Raw genomic sequence first — 17,535 nt, 5'->3', positions numbered from 1 at the left:
TGCCCCCTTCAGTTTGGGAGCGTGAATCACGCAGATAGAGTCAAAGCAACCCGATTAATGGGTCCTGAGCCTAAGTCAACACTGTCCCAAAGAACGCCATCGTCCGGGCCCAGGCCAGTTCGGCCGCCTCCGCGTCATAGCGTGGCGTGGTGTCGTTGTGGAACCCGTGGTTCACGTTCGGATAGAAATGCACGGTAAACGCCTTCTGACCTGCGCGCAGCGCCTCGGAATAGGCGGGCCAACCAGCGTTGATCCGGTCATCCAGCCCCGCGTAATGGATCATCAGCGGCGCTTCGATCGCGGGCACGTCCTCGACCGCGGGCTGGCGGCCATAGAACGGGACCGAGGCGGCCAGATCGGGATAGGCCACCGCCAGGGCGTTGCAGACGCCGCCGCCATAGCAGAACCCGACCGCACCTACCTTGCCGGTCGATCCCTCGTGGTCGCGCAGGAATTCGAAGGCGGCAAAGAAATCCGCCATCAGCTTGGCCGGGTCCAGCATCTTCTGCATCGCCCGGCCCTCGTCATCGGTGCCCGGATAGCCGCCCAGCGGGCTGAGGCCATCGGGGCCAAAGGCAAGATAGCCCGCCTTGGCGCAGCGCCGCACCACATCCTCGATATAGGGGTTCAGGCCACGGTTCTCGTGCACCACCAGGATCGCGGGCAGTTTGCCCGCCGCGCCCGCCGGGCGTGCCATCAGCCCGGTGATCGCGCCGTTGCCCTGCGCGCTGTCATAGGTGACGCGCGCGGTCTCGATCGCCGGATCGTCGGCGGCCACCTGCTGGGCCAGCGCATAGTTGGGCTGCAACTGGTCCAGCAGCATCGCCCCGGTCACTCCGGCGGCGGCATAACGCCCGGCCTGGGTGATGAACTCGCGCTTCGACAGGGTGCCATGCACGTAGCCGTCGAAAATCTCCAGAATGCGCGGATCGAAATCCTGTGCGGTCTTGCGGGGGGCCTGTGCCATCCGGTGATCCTCCGATGCGGGGCGGGCAGGTGCAACATAGCACGAAACCCGCCCGGCACGGGAGGTCTTGTCAGGCTCAGCCGATGAAATCCTTGTAGGCGGCCTCGTCCATGTAGTCGTCCATCGGCGACAGGTCGCTGGGCCGCATCTTGAAGAACCAGGCATCGCCGGTCGGGTCTTCGTTCACCAGGCCGGGATTGTCGGCCAGCGCCTCGTTGACCTCGACGATCTCGCCATCCAGCGGCGCCAGGATGTCGGACGCGGCCTTGACCGATTCGATCACCACGATCTCTTCGTCCTTGGTGACCTCGGTGCCGACCTCGGGCAGTTCGACAAAAACCACATCGCCCAGTTGTTCGGCGGCATAGGCGGTGATGCCGACCACGATCAGATCATCCTCGGGCAACAGCCATTCATGTTCTTCGGTGTATTTCATCCGGTGTCTTTCCCTGTGAAAAACGCATGGTGGCGGCAAGCCTAGCCCCGGTCCCCGATTGCGGCAATAGATCAAATCGCTTCAATCGCTCCCGGACGCCAAAGCCCCATTATAACGCCCGGCCCTAGCAACCCGGCGCGGTGGTCTCTATCTTGACCCGGAAATAGGCAGGGGCAGAGTTTGGTCATTTCCTCCATCGCAGATCGTCTGGTGCGCAGCGTCGAGACGGTTTCGGATTCGGTCAGCGAGGCGCTGTTCGAGCCGGTGATCCGTCTCGGCGTCACCGGGCTGGCGCGTTCGGGCAAGACCGTGTTCATCACCTCGCTGGTGGCCAACCTGCTCGACCGGGGCCGGATGCCCGGCCTTGTCGCCGCGCAGGAAGGGCGGATCGAGGCCGCCTTCCTGCAACCCCAGCCCGACGATACCGTGCCACGTTTCGATTACGAGGCGCATCTGGCGGCGCTCACCGGCCCTGCGCCGCACTGGCCCGACAGCACCCGCGCGGTCAGCGAACTGCGCCTGTCGCTGCGGGTGCGCCCCGCCGGGCTGCTGGCCGGTTTGCAGGGACCGCGCACCGTACATCTCGACATCGTCGACTATCCGGGCGAATGGCTGCTCGACCTCGGTCTGATGGACAAAAGCTATGCCAACTGGGCGGCCGAGACGCTCGCGCGCCTGCGCGCCCGGCCCGAGGCGGCAGAGTATCTGACCGCGCTCTCGGGCATCGACCCAGATGCCCGCCATGACGAGCCGCAGGCGCAGGCACTGGCGCGCGGCTTTACCGCCTATCTCGAAACGGCCCGCGTGGCGGGCTATTCCGATTGCACTCCCGGCCGGTTCCTCTTGCCGGGCGATCTGGCGGGCTCGCCGGTCCTGACCTTTGCGCCGCTGCCGGTTTCGGGCGCGTCGCGCCGGGGCTCACTCCTGCGCGAGATGGAACGCCGCTTCGCGGCCTACAAGTCACAGGTGGTGCGACCCTTCTTTCGCGACCATTTCGCCCGTATCGACCGGCAGGTGGTTCTGGTCGATGCGCTGGGCGCGATCCACAAGGGGCCGCAGGCGGTCGAGGACATGCGCCGCGCCATGGCCGATATCCTGGGCGCCTTCCGCCCCGGCCGCAACGCCTGGCTGAACCGGTTGCTGCTGGGCCGCCGGGTCGACCGCATCCTGTTTGCCGCCACCAAGGCCGACCACCTGCACCACCAGCAACACCCGGCATTGACCGCGATCATCGAGGCGCTGACCCGAGACGCCCGCGACCGCGCGCAATTCGCGGGCGCACGGACCGAGGCTCTGGCGCTGGCCGCGCTGCGTGTCACCACCGAGGAGATGCGTACGCATCAGGGACGCGAATTGCCCTGTGTGCGCGGCACCCTGTTGGAGGGCGGGCGGCAGGCCGCCTTCTATCCCGGCGCCTTGCCGCAGGATCCGGGTCAGCTCCTTGGCGCGGCCCGCAGCGGCGCCACCGAATGGCTCAACGACGGGTTTCAGGCGATGACCTTTGCGCCCGCCCCGATGCAGTTGCGACCCGGCGACGGCCCGCCGCATATCCGGCTTGACCGCGCCGCCCAGTTCCTGATCGGAGACCGCCTGTGACCGCCCTGCTACGCCCCGGGTTGCCCTGCGACGCCGCAGCCACGGGCGAAATCCTCTATGCCTTCGCCCGCGACACCGACTGGATGCCCCTGCTGCACTGCCGCGACGAGACCGAGATGTTCTGCGGTGTGATGATCGCGCGCGGCTGGGTCACGGTGGCGGTTCTGCACGGCCGGGTCGCGGGCTTCATCGCCCGCGACGGCGGCGAGATCTGCTCGCTCTACCTGGCGCGCAAGGCGCAAGGGCGCGGCCTTGGCGCGCGCCTGCTGCAACAGGCGCAGCACAGCGCCGAGCAGCTGGAACTCTGGACCTTTCAGGCCAATGCAGGCGCCCGGCGTTTTTACGAGCGGCACGGGTTCCGCGAAACCCAACGCACCGACGGCAGCCGCAACGACGAGCGTCTGCCTGACATCCGCTATGAATGGAGCCGCACATGACCCAAGGCCCGGTGCTGATCGACCTCGGCGACGAGACCACGCCGCCGCCGTCCGTGACCGAGGCGCCCATGGTCCCCGATCTCGACCGGCCGCAAGGGGCGGCGATGCAGGCCGCCGCGCGCATCGCGGCGCGGCCGCCCTCGCGGCTGGCGCGCTGGTTCTGGGGGCTGGCGCTGTCGCTTCTGGGGGCGGTGATCTCGCTGGCGGCCTGGGCCTGGGTCACCGACCTGATCTCAAGGGTGCCGGTGCTGGGCTGGGCCATGGCGGCTCTGCTGGCGGCCTTTGTGCTGGTCTGCGCCCTGATCGCGCTGCGCGAGCTGGCGGCCATTGCCCGGCTGGGCCGGGTCGACGGGCTGCGCCGCGCCGCTGACGAGGCGCTGGCCGGGAACGATCTGGCAGAGGCACGGGTGGTCTGCACCCGGCTCGACGCCTTCTATCGCGGGCGCGAGGATACCGCCTGGGGCCGCGCGCGGCTGACCGAACGCGCCGGTGAACAGTTCGATGCCGCGACGCTGCTGGCACTGGCCGAAGAGACGCTGCTGGCGCCGCTCGACGCCGAGGCGCAGCGCGAGGTCGAGGCGGCGGCGCGCCGGGTCGCCACGGTAACGGCGCTGGTGCCGATGGCGCTGGCCGATGTGGCCACCGCGCTGGCCTCGTCGCTCCGGATGATCCGTCGGGTGGCCGAGATCTATGGCGGCCGCGCCGGGGTGCTGGGCAGCTGGCGCCTGACCCGGGCGGTGCTGACGCATCTGGTGGCAACGGGCGCGGTCGCCGTCGGCGACGACCTCTTGGAACCGGTGCTGGGCGGTTCGGTGCTCAGCAAGCTGTCGCGCCGGTTCGGCGAGGGGCTGGTCAACGGCGCGCTGACCGCGCGCGTGGGCGTCGCCGCGATGGAGGTCTGCCGTCCGCTGCCGTTTTCCGGCGGCCGCAGGCCCTCGGTCCGCAAGGTGGTGCGCCGGGCGCTGACCGGACTGGTCGGCAAATCTGGCTGACCGGGCAGGGGGCGCTGCCCCCGTCGCCGCAGGCGGCGACTCCCCCGGAGTATTTCAAACCAGAAAGAAGCGGGATCAGAAGAGCGAGGGTACCTCGTCCGGTCGCTGGCGCATCGAGACGATACCGGTGCGGAAGCCTTCGCCGATCCGGTCGGCCAGCGCGGACCATTGCGCGGCGATGTCCTCGGGCAGTTCCTCGCGCAGAACCTCGCGGAACAGGCCCAGCCAGACCGCGAAATGCTCGGGTTTGATCTCGGGTCGGGTTACATGCACCCGCATCGGGTTGCCGTCATAGCTGCGCTCGCGCAGGATGGCGTTGCGCCAGAACCCGGCGATCTTCGCCTCGTGCTCGGGCCAGTCGGTCACATGGGCGGCAAACACCGGCCCCAGCACCGGATGGGTGCGGACACGGGCATAGAACCGGGTCACCACCCGGTCTATCTGGGCGGCGGTGATGGCGAACCGGGCAAGCGGGTTGGGCAGGGACATGGTTCTAATTCCTGAGTTTACCACTCGGATATAAGCGATTGCTGTGCCGGAGCAAAGCCGGTTTGACCTGACGCAAGGTCGCGGGGTCCAATTGCGGTACAGAGTGTTCAGAACCAGCCAAGGGAACGCGCCATGCCGGAACACAGCCATTCACCCGATGCCATTGCCGCCCGCATCGGCGCGCCACCGGGGCGCGGGGTGCTGCGCGACGTGGTTTATGGCGGCATCGACGGCTCGGTGACGACCTTCGCCATCGTGGCGGGCGTGGCGGGCGCGGGCCTGTCGCCCTTTATCATCGTGGCGCTGGGGCTGGCCAATGTGCTGGCCGACGGGTTTTCCATGGCGGCGGGCAACTATTCGGGCACCAAGGCCGAGCTGGACAACATCCGCCGCCTGCGCGTCGTCGAAGAGCGCCATATCGCCCGCTACCCCGAGGGCGAGCGGCTCGAGGTGCGCGAGATTCTGGCGCAAAAGGGCCTGTCGGGCGATGTGCTGGACCAGGCCACCGACGCCATCACCGACAATCGCGAAAACTGGGTCGCGCTGATGATCGAGGGCGAATACGGCCTGGGCAGCGTCGACCCCCACCCGATGCGCGCGGCGCTGGCGACATTTGCGGCCTTCCTTGTGGCGGGCATGATCCCGCTCCTGCCCTTTCTGTTCGGCATGGCCGAGGCCTTCACCGTCTCGGCCTGGATGACCGGGGCGGTGTTCTTTGCCATCGGCACGATGAAAAGCTTCTGGTCGCTGGCGCCCTGGTGGCGGTCCGGGCTCGAGACGCTGGCTATCGGCGGCGCGGCGGCGCTGATCGCCTATGGCGTGGGGCTGTTGTTCCACGCCTGAGGCGGGTGTCGGCCCGTCTATTGCAGCTCGATCTTCAGCGGATACCCATACACATCCTGCGACTTGTCCCGCTGGCTTGCCTGGCTGGCGGTGACGGCGGCGCCAACCAGACCGTACCCCACAAGGATATGCGCCGCCGCCGCTGTCGAATAGGCCTGCTGCGTCAGGTTCACCGGCTTCACCGTCTCGTCAAACGCGAACTGATCGGAGACGCAGCGCACCCGCATCGGTGGTGTTCCTGCCCCGTAAGAGGGCAGGTTGACCTGTCCCGGGATCTTTACCACTGCGGTGAAATGGCTGCTGCTCAACTCGCAGGTCTTGGGGTGAAAGGCCGGGGGCACGGCAGAGTAGGAGCGGCTGTCGGGAAAGGTGATCCGCACCGGGGTGATCTTGTCCGGCGCGGGCGAGGCACCGGCGGCGGTCAACTGAACCGTATCGGACAGGGTCAGCACCTTGTGCCCGCCGGCCGGGGTGGGCTCGGTACAGGCGGCAAGCGCCAGCAGGAGTGTCAGGGGAGCGATCGAAAACGGGGGTTTGAGCATTCTTGTGTCTTTGTGCGCGCTTGTGTCGTGGCTTCCAGCCGCCGGTCTGACCGCAAGCGTCAGAAATGCAAGCCTTTGTTGCCCTGCGCCGACAAAGATATCCTGCTGTGTCATATCGGCGCTTTCACCCCGCCCGCGAATTGCCTATAAAGCGCCCATGACCCACCGTGCGGCCATCATTATTCGAATTAGCTCCCCGGCGCTCTGACCAGATCGAGACGCCGGGCAAAGGTGCTTGAGCCATCGCACCGAACCGAATATCCCCCAACCGACATGTTTGCCAGAGGACGCCCGAGATGTGCGCCGACACGACCGCTGAAACGCCTGAATACAAAGATACGCTGAACCTGCCGAAAACCGATTTCCCGATGCGTGCCGGATTGCCCGCGCGCGAGCCGCAATGGCTCGACCGCTGGGAGAAGATCGGCGTCTATGACCGCCTGCGCGAGAAAACGGGCCGCGCGCCGTTCACCCTGCATGACGGCCCTCCCTATGCCAACGGCCACCTGCATATCGGCCACGCGCTGAACAAGACCATCAAGGACATGATCGTGCGCAGCCACCAGATGATGGGCTTTGACGCGCGCTATGTGCCCGGCTGGGACTGTCACGGCCTGCCCATCGAATGGAAGATCGAGGAACAGTACCGCAAGAAGGGCAAGAGCAAGGACGACGTCAACGTTGTCGAGTTCCGCCAGGAATGCCGCCGCTTTGCCGAGGGTTGGATCGACATCCAGCGCGAAGAGTTCAAGCGCCTGGGCATCACCGGCAACTGGGCCGATCCTTATGTCACCATGGACTATCATGCCGAGGCGGTGATCGCCGACGAGTTCATGAAGTTCCTGATGAACGGCACTTTGTATCAGGGCTCGAAACCCGTTATGTGGTCGCCCATCGAACAGACGGCGCTGGCCGAGGCCGAGGTCGAGTATCACGACAAGGAAAGCTTCACCATCTGGGTGAAATTTCGGGTCCATTCGGTGTCGCAAGACGATGACACGGACCTTTCGAAGACAGACTATCTGCGCGGAGCCTGTGTCGTCATCTGGACCACGACACCTTGGACCATCCCGTCGAACAAGGCGGTGGTGTTTGGCAAGGATATTGCCTACGGCCTCTACGAGGTCACCGGGACACCGGACGAGTGTTGGGCGTCTGTGGGCGACAAATACATCCTAGCCGATAAGCTTGCAGCGGATGTGTTCCGCCGTGCACGGCTTGACGAAGGTCAATGGAAACGTACCGCAGATGTTCCGGCAAGTGACCTTGCTGGGGTTTTCCTGACCCACCCGCTGCACGGTGCCGAAGGCGGCAACGGCGAATGGGACGATATCCGCGATTTCCGCGCCGCCGAGTTCGTGACCGATACCGAGGGCACCGGCTTTGTCCATTGTGCCCCCTCGCACGGGATGGAGGAATTCGAGCTTTACCGCGATCTGGGCATGCTGGAGCAGGTCATCACCTATAACGTGATGGACGATGGCTCGTTCCGGGCCGACCTGCCGTTTTTCGGCGGCAAGTACATCCTCAGCCGCAAGGGCGGCGAGGGCGATGCCAACAAGACGGTGATCGACAAGCTGGTCGAGGTCGGCGGGCTGCTCGCGCGCGGCAAGATCAAGCACAGCTATCCCCATAGCTGGCGGTCCAAGGCGCCGATCATCTATCGCAACACGCCGCAATGGTTCGCCAGCGTCGACCGGCCCGTCAATGACGGGCAGGACAGCTATGGCAAGACCATCCGCGAACGCGCGCTGACCTCGATCGACCAGCTGGTGAAGTTCACGCCGCAGACGGGGCGCAACCGGCTCTATTCGATGATCGAGGCGCGGCCCGACTGGGTTCTCTCGCGCCAGCGCGCCTGGGGCGTGCCGCTCACCTGCTTTACCCGCAAGGGCGCGCTGCCGACCGACCCGGACTTCCTGCTGCGCGATCCGGCCGTCAATGCCCGCATCTTTGCCGCGTTCGAGGCCGAGGGCGCCGATTGCTGGTATGCGGAAGGGGCCAAGGAACGCTTCCTCGGCAATGACTACAAGGCCGACGAATGGGATCAGGTGTTCGACGTGCTCGACGTCTGGTTCGACAGCGGCTCGACCCATGCCTTTGTGCTGCGCGACCGCGAAGACGGCACCGCGGATGGCATTGCCGATGTCTATATGGAGGGCACCGACCAGCATCGCGGCTGGTTCCACTCCTCGCTGTTGCAGGCCTGCGGCACGTTGGGCCGCGCACCCTATCGCAACGTGGTCACGCACGGCTTCACCCTCGACGAGAAGGGCATGAAGATGTCCAAGTCGCTGGGCAATACCATCGTACCCGACGAGGTGGTCAAGCAATACGGCGCCGATATCCTGCGGCTCTGGGTGGCGCAGACCGACTATACCGCCGACCAGCGCATCGGGCCCGAGATCCTGAAAGGCGTGGCCGACAGCTATCGCCGTCTGCGCAATACCATGCGTTTCATGCTGGGCTCGCTCTCGGATTTCACCGAGGCCGACCGGGTCACGGATCCGGCCGAGATGCCGCCGCTGGAACGCTGGGTGCTGAGCCGCATGGCCGAACTCGACGAGCAGGTGCGCAAGGGCTATGCCGGGTTCGACTTCCAGGGCGTCTATAGCGCGGTGTTCACCTTCGCCACCGTGGACCTTTCGGCCTTCTACTTCGATATCCGCAAGGACGTGCTCTATTGCGACGGCGACACGACGCGGCGCCGGGCGGCGCGCACCGTGCTCGACCTGCTGTTCCACCGCCTGACCACCTGGCTGGCGCCGGTGCTGGTGTTCACCATGGAAGAGGTCTGGCTGGAGCGCTATCCGGGCGAGGACAGCTCGGTCCACCTGGTCGATTTCCCCGACACGCCCGCCAACTGGCGCGATGCCGAGCTGGAGGCGCGCGTTGCCCGCATCCGCCGCGTGCGCCGGGTGGTGACCTCGGCGCTGGAAATCCAGCGCCGTGACAAGGTCATCGGCTCCAGCCTTGAGGCGGCCCCGGTGGTGCATGTCGAGGACGCGGGCCTGCGCGAGTTGCTCGCCGGTCTCGACATGGACGATCTCTGCATCACCTCGGGCCTGACGGTGACCGGCGACCCGGCACCTTCCGAGGCGTTCCGCCTGCCCGAGGTCGAAGGCGTCGGTGTAGTCTTCGAAACCGCCGAGGGCGAGAAATGCCAGCGCTGCTGGAAGATCCTGCCCGATGTCGGTCGCCACGCCCATGCGGGCGTCTGCGGCCGCTGCGACGCGGCGCTGGGCTGAGATGCCCCGCGCCCGTGATCTGGGTCTGTCGATCGGGCGGTTCCCGCCCGGTCCGCTAAATGCGATCACCGATGTGGGGCAGGTGGCCGTGGGTCACGTGACCCTGATCGAGGGCGACCGCACCCGCACCGGCGCCACCGCGATCCTGCCGCATCCGGGCAATGTCTTTGCCGACCGGCCTCGCGCGGGCCTGTCGGTGCTGAACGGGTTCGGCAAGTTCGCGGGCGCCACCCAGGTGCAGGAACTGGGCGAGATCGAAACGCCGATCCTGCTCACCAATACGCTGGCGGTTGGTCGCGGGGTCGAGGCGCTGGTGCGGCACACGCTGGCGCAGCCGGACAATGCACATGTCACCTCGATCAACGCGGTGGTGGGCGAGACCAATGACGGGCGTCTCAATGACATCCGCGCGGCCCGGCCCACGGTGGAGGAGATGCGGGCGGCGCTTGCAAACGCTCGCCCCGGCCCGGTGGCCGAGGGCGCGGTGGGGGCGGGCACCGGCACCATCTCCTTTGGCCTGAAAGGCGGGATCGGCACCGCCTCGCGGCGGGTCGGTGAACATATGCTGGGCGTGCTGGTGCAGGCCAATTTCGGCGGTACCCTGCGGGCGGACGGGCGGCCCGTCGCGGGTGTGCCCGAGGCGGATGCCGACGGCTCCATCGTGCTGGTGATCGCAACCGACGCGCCGCTCTCGTCCCGCAACCTGACCCGGCTTGCCAGCCGCAGCTTTGCCGGGCTGGCGCGCATCGGCTCGTCCCTGTCGAACGGATCGGGCGATTATGCGCTGGCCTTTTCGGTGGGGCCCGGCGCGCCGCTGGGAAATGACGCCTGCTCGCCCCTGTTCGAAGCGGTGATCGAGGCGGCGGAGGAAGCCATCTTGAACGCGCTGCTGATGGCGGGGGACATGGACGGATACGATGCGCGCCACGACCGGCCCAACCGGGTGGCGGGGCTGAAGCTTTGATCCCGGGTTTCGCCGCCTGACGGCGGCGACCGGCCGGGGGGCGCTGCCCCCCGGACCCCCCGGAGTATTTCCAGCGAAATGAAGGGGCGTTTGGTGCGGTCACCTCTTGCGCCGGGAACTGGGCGCGGCCATGGTCGGGATATGCCCAGCCTGACCGTCGATACCCCCACCGGCGCCTTTGTCCTGACCGAGGAGGAGGGCGCGATCACCCGTGCCACATGGGGGCAGGGCGGCTCGGACCACACGCCGCTGCTCGACCAGGCGGCGGCGCAGTTGACCGCGTATTTCCAGGGGACGCGCGAGACCTTTGACCTGCCGATGCGGGTGCGCGGCTCGGCCCTGCAACGCGCGGTCTGTGACGCAATGTCCGCCATCCCCTATGGCTATACCCGCACTTATGGCGAGATCGCCCGCGATCTCGGCTCCTCGGCGCAGGCGGTGGGCCAGTGTTGCGGCGGTAATCCGATCCCGATCCTGATCCCCTGCCACCGGGTGATGGGCGCCAAGGGGCTGACCGGGTTTTCCGGCGCGGGCGGGGTGGAGACAAAAGTGGCTCTTTTGCGTCTCGAGGGCGCTGCGGGCTTGCTCATCTGACCCAGATCAAGGCAATCTGACCCGCAGCCCGGCCAGATAACGTGCCGAAGAAGAGCAAGGAGACGCCCATGACCGACCGCGCCGTTCTGAAACAGGCCGTGCACGACAAGCTGATGTCGCTGGAGGCCGCCGAACTGGCCGCGGCCAAGGCCCATTACGAGGCCTATCTCAAGGAATCGCAGCTGGACGAGCGCGAGGTGCATGACAAGGACGACCTCGTCGCCTCGCGCGAGAGCCGCGACCTGGCTGCCGCCTTTGATGCCCCGGTACAGGCGCACCATGCCAAGGTCGACGCGATCGAGAATACCGATTTCTCGCTGACCGACACGGTGCGGCCGGGGGCTGCGGTGTCGTTTGGCGGCCGCAACTTCATCGTCTGCGTCTCGACCACCCGGTTCGAGGCCAATGGCAAGACCTATATGGGGATCTCGACACAGAGCCCGATCTACCTGGCGATGGCGGGATTGAAGGCCGGCGAGAGCTTTACCCATAACGGAGCTGAAGTCGTCATCGACGATGTCATGTGACACGGTCGCCCGGGTCCTGGCCGGCTATCGGTCGGCCGCACCCGGGTTGATCGCTCGGTTCGAGGCGCTGTCCTCGTCACAGATCCTTGCGCCGGTGGCCGATCTCTTGCCGCCGCCGCCGGGACCGGCGCTGGACATCGGGGCCGGGACGGGCCGCGACGCGGCCTGGCTGGCGCGGCAGGGATACCGCACGCGCGCCGTCGAGCCGGTGGAGGCCCTGTGCTCCGCGGGGCAGGCGCGGCATGGCGAGATCGTCGACTGGTGCGACGACCGTCTGCCGGATTTGTCCGTGCTGCGCGGCGCGGCACAGCGATATCTGTTGGTGCTGGCCAATGGGGTGCTGCACCATCTGCCGCCCGCAGACCAGATCACCGCGATCGACAGCATGGCCTGTCTGTTGGCGCCGGGGGGACGGGCGGTTCTGTCGCTGCGCCATGGGCCGACCCCGCCGGATCGGCCCGGGTTCCCGGTCGATACGACCGCTCTGGTGAGACACGTGGAACGGCGTGGCCTGACCATCCTGCGTTGCCGCACCGGGCTGGCCTCGGTCCAGCCGGAAAACCGGGCGGCCGGGGTCAGAACGGACTGGCTGTGTCTTTCTCGGGAATGATCATCTGGGCGATGCCCGCGAAGATCAGGTAGATGCTGGTCACCACCAGCCCCCAATGCGCCCAGCTTTCGGGATGGAACCCGACCCAGGCCGCCCAGCCCGCAAAGAAGGTCCAGGCCAGCGCCATCGGCAGGGTCACCTTGCGCCAGCGCTCGGTCCGCACCGGGTGAACGAATTTCAGCGGCAGGAACATCGCCACCGCCAGCACGGTCACCAGCACCAGGCTGACCCAGAAATTGGGCTCCAGCGCAAAGATCACCAGAACCACCATGTTCCAGCAGCCCGGAAAGCCGGAGAACGAGTTGTCCTTGGTCTTCATCCGCGTGTCGGCGAAATACATCGCGCTGGCGAATGTGATGACGATGATCGCGAACCAGCCGGTCCAGCCGTCCATAAGCCCGGATTTGAACAGGGCAAATGCGGGAATGAACACATAGGTCAGATAGTCGATGATCAGGTCCAACAGCACCCCGTCGAACTCGGGCGCATAGGTCTTGACGTGGTATTTCCGGGCCAGCGGCCCGTCGATCCCGTCGACCACAAAGGCCACAACCAGCCAGAGAAACATCAGATCCCATTTGGCATCTACCGCCGCCAGCATCGCCAGCATCGAGAAGACGGCACCAGTGGCAGTGAAGAGATGGACGAAGAGGGCGCGGAGTTGAGGAGTCATGCCCTCCTCATGACGGAAAATCCGCCATCATGCAAACCGAGATCGCGGCCCGGCCCGCTTTGGCGTCATGCTTTTGGATGGGTGCGGTTGTAGACATCCATAAGATGCGCGGTGTTGACGGCGGTATAGGCCTGGGTTGTCGACAGCGAGGCATGGCCCAGCAATTCCTGGATCGCGCGCAGGTCGCCGCCGGCCTCCAGCAGGTGGGTGGCAAAGCTGTGGCGCATCGCGTGCGGCGTGGCGGTTGAGGGCAGGCCAAGCTGCATCCGCGCCCGCGCCACCACCGCCTGGATGCTGCGCGCGTTGAGCGGCCCGCCACGGACACCGAGGAAAAGCGGCCCGTTGACCTCCTGCGGCCAGGGGCAGAGGTGCAGATAGGTGTCGACCGCATCGCGCGCGGCGGGGATCACCGGCACCAGCCGCTCCTTGCCGCCCTTGCCACGGATGCGGAGCGTCGCGGGCAGCGGCGCGTCACGCCCGCTCAGCGCCAGCGCCTCGGAGATCCGCAGGCCGCAACCATACAGCAGGGTCACCACCGCCATGTCCCGGGCGGCGACCCAAGGCTTGGCCGATTGCAACTCGACCGTGTCGATCATGGCGCGCGCGGCCTCCTCGGCCAGCGGACGCGGCAGTTTCTTCTGGAACTTGGGCGCGCGGGTGGACAGCACGGCGGTTGGCTCGAACCCCTCGCGCTCGGCCAGCCAGCGGTAGAAACTCTTGACCGCCGACAGCTTGCGCGCCAGCGACCGGGCGCCGGTGCCATCGGCCCGCGTCCGCGCCATCCAGGCGCGCATGTCGGGCACCCCGATCCGGGCCAGCGCGCCCAGCCCCTGCGGCCCGCCGTGATGGTCTGTCATGAACGCGATGAAATCGGTCACGTCGCCGCGATAGGCGGCGATGGTGTTCTCGGCCTGGCCCGCCAGCGCCGACCGGGTCTCCAGCCAATGCTGGAGCGCGTCGCGGCAGGCGGGCGAGATCAGGGTCACGACAGCCAGCGGCGCATCGAACGTTCGAACACACCGGCGAAGAACGCCAACAGGTCCGACCCCAGTTGCGGGGTGAACTGGTGCGGATCCTCGGCCCCAAAGGCCAGCATGCCGGGCAGCCGCCCTTTGCCAAGGTCAAGCTTCAGGCAGGCCTCCGAGCGGATCCAGTCCGCCTGCCGGCCATAGACCTGGCGCGATCCGGTCTGCATCTGCCTGAGGGTGACCTGCCGCGCACTGGGGCCGCGCCCGCCGGTCAGGTAGCGCTCGATGAAACCCGGCTCGGCGACGCTCAGCACCTCGCCCAGCCGCTCCAGCGCCTGGCCCTGTTCCGGCTGCGCGCTCTCCAGCACCAGCCGCACCGAATCGACGCGCAGGATCTCGCCGATCTCGCCGCCGAGATCACGCAGGAAGGTCTCGAAATCGGCCGCCTCCAGCAATCGCAGTACCGCGCGGTGCACCTGGTTGGTGCCCGCGAGATTCTCATAAGCGGCGGCGATGACCGAACGGTGGGTGTCCTCCAGCCGGTCCAGCCGCGCCTCGAGCCGCTCCATCGCGATGCCGCGCAGGTCGATGATATTGCCGCCCATGGCGCGCTCGTTGGCTGCCACAAGCGCGTGCATGACATCCTTGTCGTCCAGCACGGATTGCGGTTTGGCGAGGATCGCCTCGCGCAGCGTGTCGTCCAGTTTCGGGCTACTGCTCATTCCAGCCTCGTATTCTTGTTGGGCGGTTTTATAACACGGGATCGCGGCTTTGCCGCTGAAAAAATCTACATCTGGGCAGATTTCTACCTGTGGATGCAACCCATGGGGCGGGCCGCTCCCGCCCGTCGTTGCCCGATCTGCCGATCGGGCGCCTCCCGTTGGGCCGGGCGCCGCGCTGCCACGCGGCGCGCCGAAGAAAATTCGACGAATTTTCTTTATCCCGGTTCCGGGGGACGATCCGGTTAGAGGATCTTGATCCCCGCCGCCTTGATATCGGCCAGAAAGGCATCAAGCCCCTTGTCGGTCAGCGGATGGTTCACCATCGCCTTGATCACCGAGGGCGGCGCGGTGATCACATCGGCGCCGATCCGGGCACTGTCCAGGATATGGTTCACCGAACGGATCGAGGCGGCCAGAATCTGCGTCTCGAACCCGTAATTGTCATAGATGGTGCGGATATCCTCGATCAGCTCCATCCCGTCCAGGTTGATATCGTCGAGCCGCCCGATGAACGGAGAGATGAAGGTCGCCCCCGCCTTGGCCGCCAGCAGCGCCTGGTTGGCCGAAAAGCACAGCGTCACGTTCACCATATGGCCATCGTCCGACAGCACCTTGCAGGCCTTCAGCCCGTCCCAGGTCAGCGGCACCTTGACCGCGATGTTCCCCGCGATCTCGACCAGCTTGCGCCCTTCGGCGATCATGGTCTCGGCATCGGTCGCCGTCACCTCGGCGGACACCGGCCCATCGACCATGGCACAGATTTCGCGGGTGACCTCGATGATATCGCGGCCCGACTTCTTGATCAGCGAGGGGTTGGTGGTAACGCCATCGACCATGCCCAGGTCGTTCAGCTCGGCAATGGCGTCGATCTCGGCGGTATCAACGAAGAATTTCATGGATGCTCCTGTCAGCGATTCACGCGGGATTGCCCCTCTTAGCGCAGCCCGCCCCCGAGCGGGAGTCCCACCTGTCAAATGAGAGAAGGCCCGGGCCACCGGCCCCGGACCTTCTCGGACGGCTGCGTGAGTGGGGGTGCCGTCCTATCCCAGGACCGAGAACGGCTCCTCGACGCCAAAGAACACGCCCGCGTCGACCGCGATATCGGCCGCGTCGATCTTCTGGTTCAGAATGACGACCTGACCCACCTTGTCGCCGTCATGCGCGCCGCCATTGCCACCCTGGTTCGACACAAACGCCAGAATGGTGTCGACCTGGCCATTGCCATCGAAATCGGCATGACTCGCGCTCTCGAGCTGCACTGTGTGCCCGCGGAACACCAGCGTGTCGCCCTCGGCGGCGTCGAAGTCGGTCACCACATTGGTGCCGATGCTCTCGACCCAGTGATCATGGACATTGCTGTTTTCCCCGGCCACGCCGTTCATCGAATAGTCGATATTGCCATTTGCATCCGTATGCTTGGCGATGATCTCGTCCTTGGCGTCGATCAGCCAGCGGAATTCGAACGTATCGGCGCCACTGCCGCCTTGCAGGTAATCGGTGTCCTCGACCGGCTCATCCGCATTCACCAGCGCCCCGGCATCCTGTGCCGGAACCGGCTCTCCACCCCAGGAAAAGCCATAGAGCAGGTCGTCGCCATCACCGCCATAGAGCATGTCATTGCCCGCGCCCCCTTCGAGCGTGTCATTGCCCGCATCGCCATAGAGGGCGTCATCGCCCGAGCCGCCAAACAACAGGTCCTGCCCGGCATTGCCGTGCAGCTCGTCCGCGCCGTCGCCGCCATGCACCTCGTCGTCATCGCGCCCGCCCGACATCACATCGTCGCCCGATCCGCCGAACAGCAGATCGTTGCCGTCACTGCCCTTGACCAGATCGTCGCCTGCGCCGCCTTCGACCCTGTCATCGCCGGACCCGCCGTTCAGCGTATCATTGCCCGCGCCGCCCTCGACCGTGTCATTCCCGGCCCCGGAATTGACGCTGTCGGCACCGTCCCCGGCGAGAACGATATCGTCGCCGCCATGCCCGTTGAGGGTGTCATTCCCGGCCAGACCTTCGATCAGGTCGGCGAACTGGGTGCCGTTCAGCTGGTTGGCGAATAGATCGCCCAGGATGTGTGCCATGGTGTGTTCCCGTCTGTTGAGTGTTGCCGGGCCATAGCTAGGCGCGCTCCCCCACCCCGGTCCAGATCGGGCGATATGCCAATTTATGACATATATATCAGCGGGTTATTGCCGGTCTTGCGGCGGCTTTCCGCCGAGCCCCACAGGCCGGTCTCACCCCTCCGGCAATTCCGAAAAGACCGTCTGGCTATGGCCATCCCGGCTTCCGGCGAAGGAGATCATCACCTCCGTGTCCCGCTCCAGCGGGGTTCCGAACACGTCGTGGTCATGGATGGCCAGAACCGCGATCTCACCCGCCGCATCGCGGACGGGGAACATCGACACCACGATGACACCCCCCACCGCGACCCGTCTTTGTTGCAGAAACGGGTTCAGCCGCAGCACGGCCAGCATCACCGCGCCGTCGAAAAACCCCCGCTCATCCAGCCTGTCCAGGACATGCCCGATCACATGCGCCCTGCCGAACAGAGACCCGCCTGCCTCGACGCCCTCATCGCCTTCCAACAGCGCCTCGCGCTCGAACCGTGGCGAACAGCCCAGCAGCCGGTGATCCCGACCCCAGACCGCCACGGCCGAGCCGCTCTGCTCCAGCATCAACCGCATGGTCTGGTCCGGGCCTGCGCGGCCGGTTTCCAGCATCTCGTTCAGAATCGCCTGTTTCGCGGGCAACGAGGGTTCGCGCGTGCCGCGCTCCCACCGGCTCACCGTCGATTGGTCGACGTTGAAATCCTGTGCCATCGCCTCTTGTTTCAAGCCGCGCCGGTGCCGGTAGGCGCGGCAGAGTTTTGCCCAGTCTTGCCCTTGCAGCAACATGTGCGGTACCTCGAACCAAATGAGACCGCCCGCTGC

19 protein-coding genes are annotated in these 17,535 nt (G+C 66.3%); 9 read left to right on the top strand and 10 right to left on the bottom strand.

Going from position 1 to position 17,535, the window contains the following annotated elements:
- Positions 1 to 70: 70 nt before the first annotated feature.
- Together yghX and gcvH are read right to left on the bottom strand one after the other, a co-directional pair.
- On the bottom strand, positions 71 to 967 hold the full coding sequence (gene yghX, locus G0P99_RS08325) for a YghX family hydrolase (RefSeq protein WP_164128913.1): 897 nt from the start codon (positions 965 to 967) through the stop codon (positions 71 to 73).
- Between the two features lie 76 nt (positions 968 to 1,043).
- Positions 1,044 to 1,403: a glycine cleavage system protein GcvH gene (gene gcvH, locus G0P99_RS08320; RefSeq protein ID WP_164128912.1), complete on the bottom strand. Its 360-nt coding sequence runs from the start codon at positions 1,401 to 1,403 to the stop codon at positions 1,044 to 1,046.
- Between the two features lie 180 nt (positions 1,404 to 1,583).
- On the opposite strand from gcvH, the gene G0P99_RS08315 reads away from it, so the two are divergent.
- Genes G0P99_RS08315 through G0P99_RS08305 form a run of 3 tightly spaced genes read left to right on the top strand, consistent with a single transcriptional unit; the run spans position 1,584 to position 4,428 of the window.
- The gene (locus G0P99_RS08315; protein WP_164128911.1) at positions 1,584 to 2,999 is read left to right on the top strand and encodes a YcjX family protein; all 1,416 of its coding nucleotides are present in this window, start codon (positions 1,584 to 1,586) and stop codon (positions 2,997 to 2,999) included.
- Positions 2,996 to 3,436, top strand: coding sequence for a GNAT family N-acetyltransferase (locus G0P99_RS08310; protein ID WP_164128910.1), 441 nt, complete (start codon positions 2,996 to 2,998; stop codon positions 3,434 to 3,436). Before G0P99_RS08315 ends, G0P99_RS08310 begins: the two co-directional genes overlap by 4 nt.
- A complete protein-coding gene (locus tag G0P99_RS08305) occupies positions 3,433 to 4,428 on the top strand; it encodes a YcjF family protein (RefSeq protein WP_164128909.1) in 996 nt (331 codons plus the stop codon). Before G0P99_RS08310 ends, G0P99_RS08305 begins: the two co-directional genes overlap by 4 nt.
- A 75-nt stretch (positions 4,429 to 4,503) precedes the next feature.
- On the opposite strand, the gene G0P99_RS08300 is transcribed toward G0P99_RS08305, so the two are convergent.
- Entirely contained in the window at positions 4,504 to 4,917 is a 414-nt protein-coding gene (locus G0P99_RS08300; RefSeq protein ID WP_164128908.1) for a group III truncated hemoglobin, read from the bottom strand.
- Between the two features lie 132 nt (positions 4,918 to 5,049).
- Between G0P99_RS08300 and G0P99_RS08295 the strand changes: the two genes are divergently transcribed.
- A complete protein-coding gene (locus G0P99_RS08295) occupies positions 5,050 to 5,760 on the top strand; it encodes a VIT1/CCC1 transporter family protein (RefSeq protein ID WP_164128907.1) in 711 nt (236 codons plus the stop codon).
- A gap of 17 nt (positions 5,761 to 5,777) precedes the next feature.
- On the opposite strand, the gene G0P99_RS08290 is transcribed toward G0P99_RS08295, so the two are convergent.
- Entirely contained in the window at positions 5,778 to 6,302 is a 525-nt protein-coding gene (locus G0P99_RS08290) for a hypothetical protein (RefSeq protein WP_203583021.1), read from the bottom strand.
- A 296-nt stretch (positions 6,303 to 6,598) separates the two neighbouring features.
- Here G0P99_RS08290 and ileS point away from each other — a divergent pair, with 296 nt between their 5' ends.
- The 5 genes from ileS to G0P99_RS08265 all read left to right on the top strand — a co-directional run bounded on the left by ileS (position 6,599) and on the right by G0P99_RS08265 (position 12,245).
- A complete protein-coding gene (gene ileS, locus G0P99_RS08285) occupies positions 6,599 to 9,550 on the top strand; it encodes an isoleucine--tRNA ligase (protein ID WP_164128906.1) in 2,952 nt (983 codons plus the stop codon).
- Positions 9,492 to 10,514 (top strand): P1 family peptidase, encoded by a 1,023-nt coding sequence (locus G0P99_RS08280; protein WP_239059729.1) that lies wholly within the window; start codon positions 9,492 to 9,494, stop codon positions 10,512 to 10,514. The genes ileS and G0P99_RS08280 overlap by 59 nt, the downstream gene beginning before the upstream one ends.
- Positions 10,515 to 10,655: 141 nt before the next feature.
- Positions 10,656 to 11,108, top strand: a complete 453-nt coding sequence (locus tag G0P99_RS08275; RefSeq protein ID WP_164128904.1) for a methylated-DNA--[protein]-cysteine S-methyltransferase — start codon at positions 10,656 to 10,658, stop codon at positions 11,106 to 11,108.
- Positions 11,109 to 11,176: 68 nt separating this feature from the next.
- The gene (locus G0P99_RS08270) at positions 11,177 to 11,635 is read left to right on the top strand and encodes a hypothetical protein (protein ID WP_164128903.1); all 459 of its coding nucleotides are present in this window, start codon (positions 11,177 to 11,179) and stop codon (positions 11,633 to 11,635) included.
- Positions 11,625 to 12,245 (top strand): bifunctional 2-polyprenyl-6-hydroxyphenol methylase/3-demethylubiquinol 3-O-methyltransferase UbiG, encoded by a 621-nt coding sequence (locus tag G0P99_RS08265; protein WP_164128902.1) that lies wholly within the window; start codon positions 11,625 to 11,627, stop codon positions 12,243 to 12,245. The genes G0P99_RS08270 and G0P99_RS08265 overlap by 11 nt, the downstream gene beginning before the upstream one ends.
- On the opposite strand, the gene G0P99_RS08260 is transcribed toward G0P99_RS08265, so the two are convergent.
- The 6 genes from G0P99_RS08260 to G0P99_RS08235 form a co-directional block, all read right to left on the bottom strand.
- A complete protein-coding gene (locus G0P99_RS08260; protein WP_164128901.1) occupies positions 12,211 to 12,918 on the bottom strand; it encodes a phosphatidylcholine/phosphatidylserine synthase in 708 nt (235 codons plus the stop codon). The two genes, G0P99_RS08265 and G0P99_RS08260, sit on opposite strands and share 35 nt — an antisense overlap.
- Positions 12,919 to 12,983: 65 nt before the next feature.
- Entirely contained in the window at positions 12,984 to 13,904 is a 921-nt protein-coding gene (locus G0P99_RS08255) for a tyrosine recombinase XerC (protein ID WP_164128900.1), read from the bottom strand.
- Complete coding sequence (locus G0P99_RS08250; protein ID WP_164128899.1) at positions 13,901 to 14,608, bottom strand: DUF484 family protein; 708 nt, start codon at positions 14,606 to 14,608, stop codon at positions 13,901 to 13,903. Before G0P99_RS08250 ends, G0P99_RS08255 begins: the two co-directional genes overlap by 4 nt.
- Before the next feature lie 242 nt (positions 14,609 to 14,850).
- A complete protein-coding gene (gene fsa / locus G0P99_RS08245) occupies positions 14,851 to 15,504 on the bottom strand; it encodes a fructose-6-phosphate aldolase (RefSeq protein WP_164128898.1) in 654 nt (217 codons plus the stop codon).
- Between the two features lie 144 nt (positions 15,505 to 15,648).
- Positions 15,649 to 16,686 (bottom strand): calcium-binding protein, encoded by a 1,038-nt coding sequence (locus G0P99_RS08240; protein WP_164128897.1) that lies wholly within the window; start codon positions 16,684 to 16,686, stop codon positions 15,649 to 15,651.
- 153 nt (positions 16,687 to 16,839) lie between these two features.
- On the bottom strand, positions 16,840 to 17,499 hold the full coding sequence (locus G0P99_RS08235) for a helix-turn-helix transcriptional regulator (protein ID WP_164128896.1): 660 nt from the start codon (positions 17,497 to 17,499) through the stop codon (positions 16,840 to 16,842).
- Positions 17,500 to 17,535 lie beyond the last annotated feature (36 nt).

This window comes from Ruegeria sp. PrR005 (assembly GCF_010500245.1).
In the GTDB taxonomy this organism is placed as follows: domain Bacteria; phylum Pseudomonadota; class Alphaproteobacteria; order Rhodobacterales; family Rhodobacteraceae; genus Ruegeria_B; species Ruegeria_B marisflavi.
Note: the sequence above shows the minus strand (reverse complement) of the source record. Positions and strands in the feature narration are given on the sequence as shown.

Bases quoted from the DNA above. Each gene is read 5' to 3' on its own strand.
- G0P99_RS08250 (WP_164128899.1), bottom strand. From the start codon at position 14,608: ATGAGCAGTAGCCCGAAACTGGACGACACGCTGCGCGAGGCGATCCTC.
- G0P99_RS08240 (WP_164128897.1), bottom strand. From the start codon at position 16,686: ATGGCACACATCCTGGGCGATCTATTCGCCAACCAGCTGAACGGCACC.
- G0P99_RS08270 (WP_164128903.1), top strand. From the start codon at position 11,177: ATGACCGACCGCGCCGTTCTGAAACAGGCCGTGCACGACAAGCTGATG.
- ileS (WP_164128906.1), top strand. From the start codon at position 6,599: ATGTGCGCCGACACGACCGCTGAAACGCCTGAATACAAAGATACGCTG.
- G0P99_RS08275 (WP_164128904.1), top strand. From the start codon at position 10,656: ATGCCCAGCCTGACCGTCGATACCCCCACCGGCGCCTTTGTCCTGACC.
- G0P99_RS08265 (WP_164128902.1), top strand. From the start codon at position 11,625: ATGTCATGTGACACGGTCGCCCGGGTCCTGGCCGGCTATCGGTCGGCC.
- G0P99_RS08300 (WP_164128908.1), bottom strand. From the start codon at position 4,917: ATGTCCCTGCCCAACCCGCTTGCCCGGTTCGCCATCACCGCCGCCCAG.
- G0P99_RS08295 (WP_164128907.1), top strand. From the start codon at position 5,050: ATGCCGGAACACAGCCATTCACCCGATGCCATTGCCGCCCGCATCGGC.
- fsa (WP_164128898.1), bottom strand. From the start codon at position 15,504: ATGAAATTCTTCGTTGATACCGCCGAGATCGACGCCATTGCCGAGCTG.
- G0P99_RS08290 (WP_203583021.1), bottom strand. From the start codon at position 6,302: ATGCTCAAACCCCCGTTTTCGATCGCTCCCCTGACACTCCTGCTGGCG.
- yghX (WP_164128913.1), bottom strand. From the start codon at position 967: ATGGCACAGGCCCCCCGCAAGACCGCACAGGATTTCGATCCGCGCATT.
- gcvH (WP_164128912.1), bottom strand. From the start codon at position 1,403: ATGAAATACACCGAAGAACATGAATGGCTGTTGCCCGAGGATGATCTG.
- G0P99_RS08260 (WP_164128901.1), bottom strand. From the start codon at position 12,918: ATGACTCCTCAACTCCGCGCCCTCTTCGTCCATCTCTTCACTGCCACT.
- G0P99_RS08235 (WP_164128896.1), bottom strand. From the start codon at position 17,499: ATGTTGCTGCAAGGGCAAGACTGGGCAAAACTCTGCCGCGCCTACCGG.
- G0P99_RS08280 (WP_239059729.1), top strand. From the start codon at position 9,492: ATGTCGGTCGCCACGCCCATGCGGGCGTCTGCGGCCGCTGCGACGCGG.
- G0P99_RS08305 (WP_164128909.1), top strand. From the start codon at position 3,433: ATGACCCAAGGCCCGGTGCTGATCGACCTCGGCGACGAGACCACGCCG.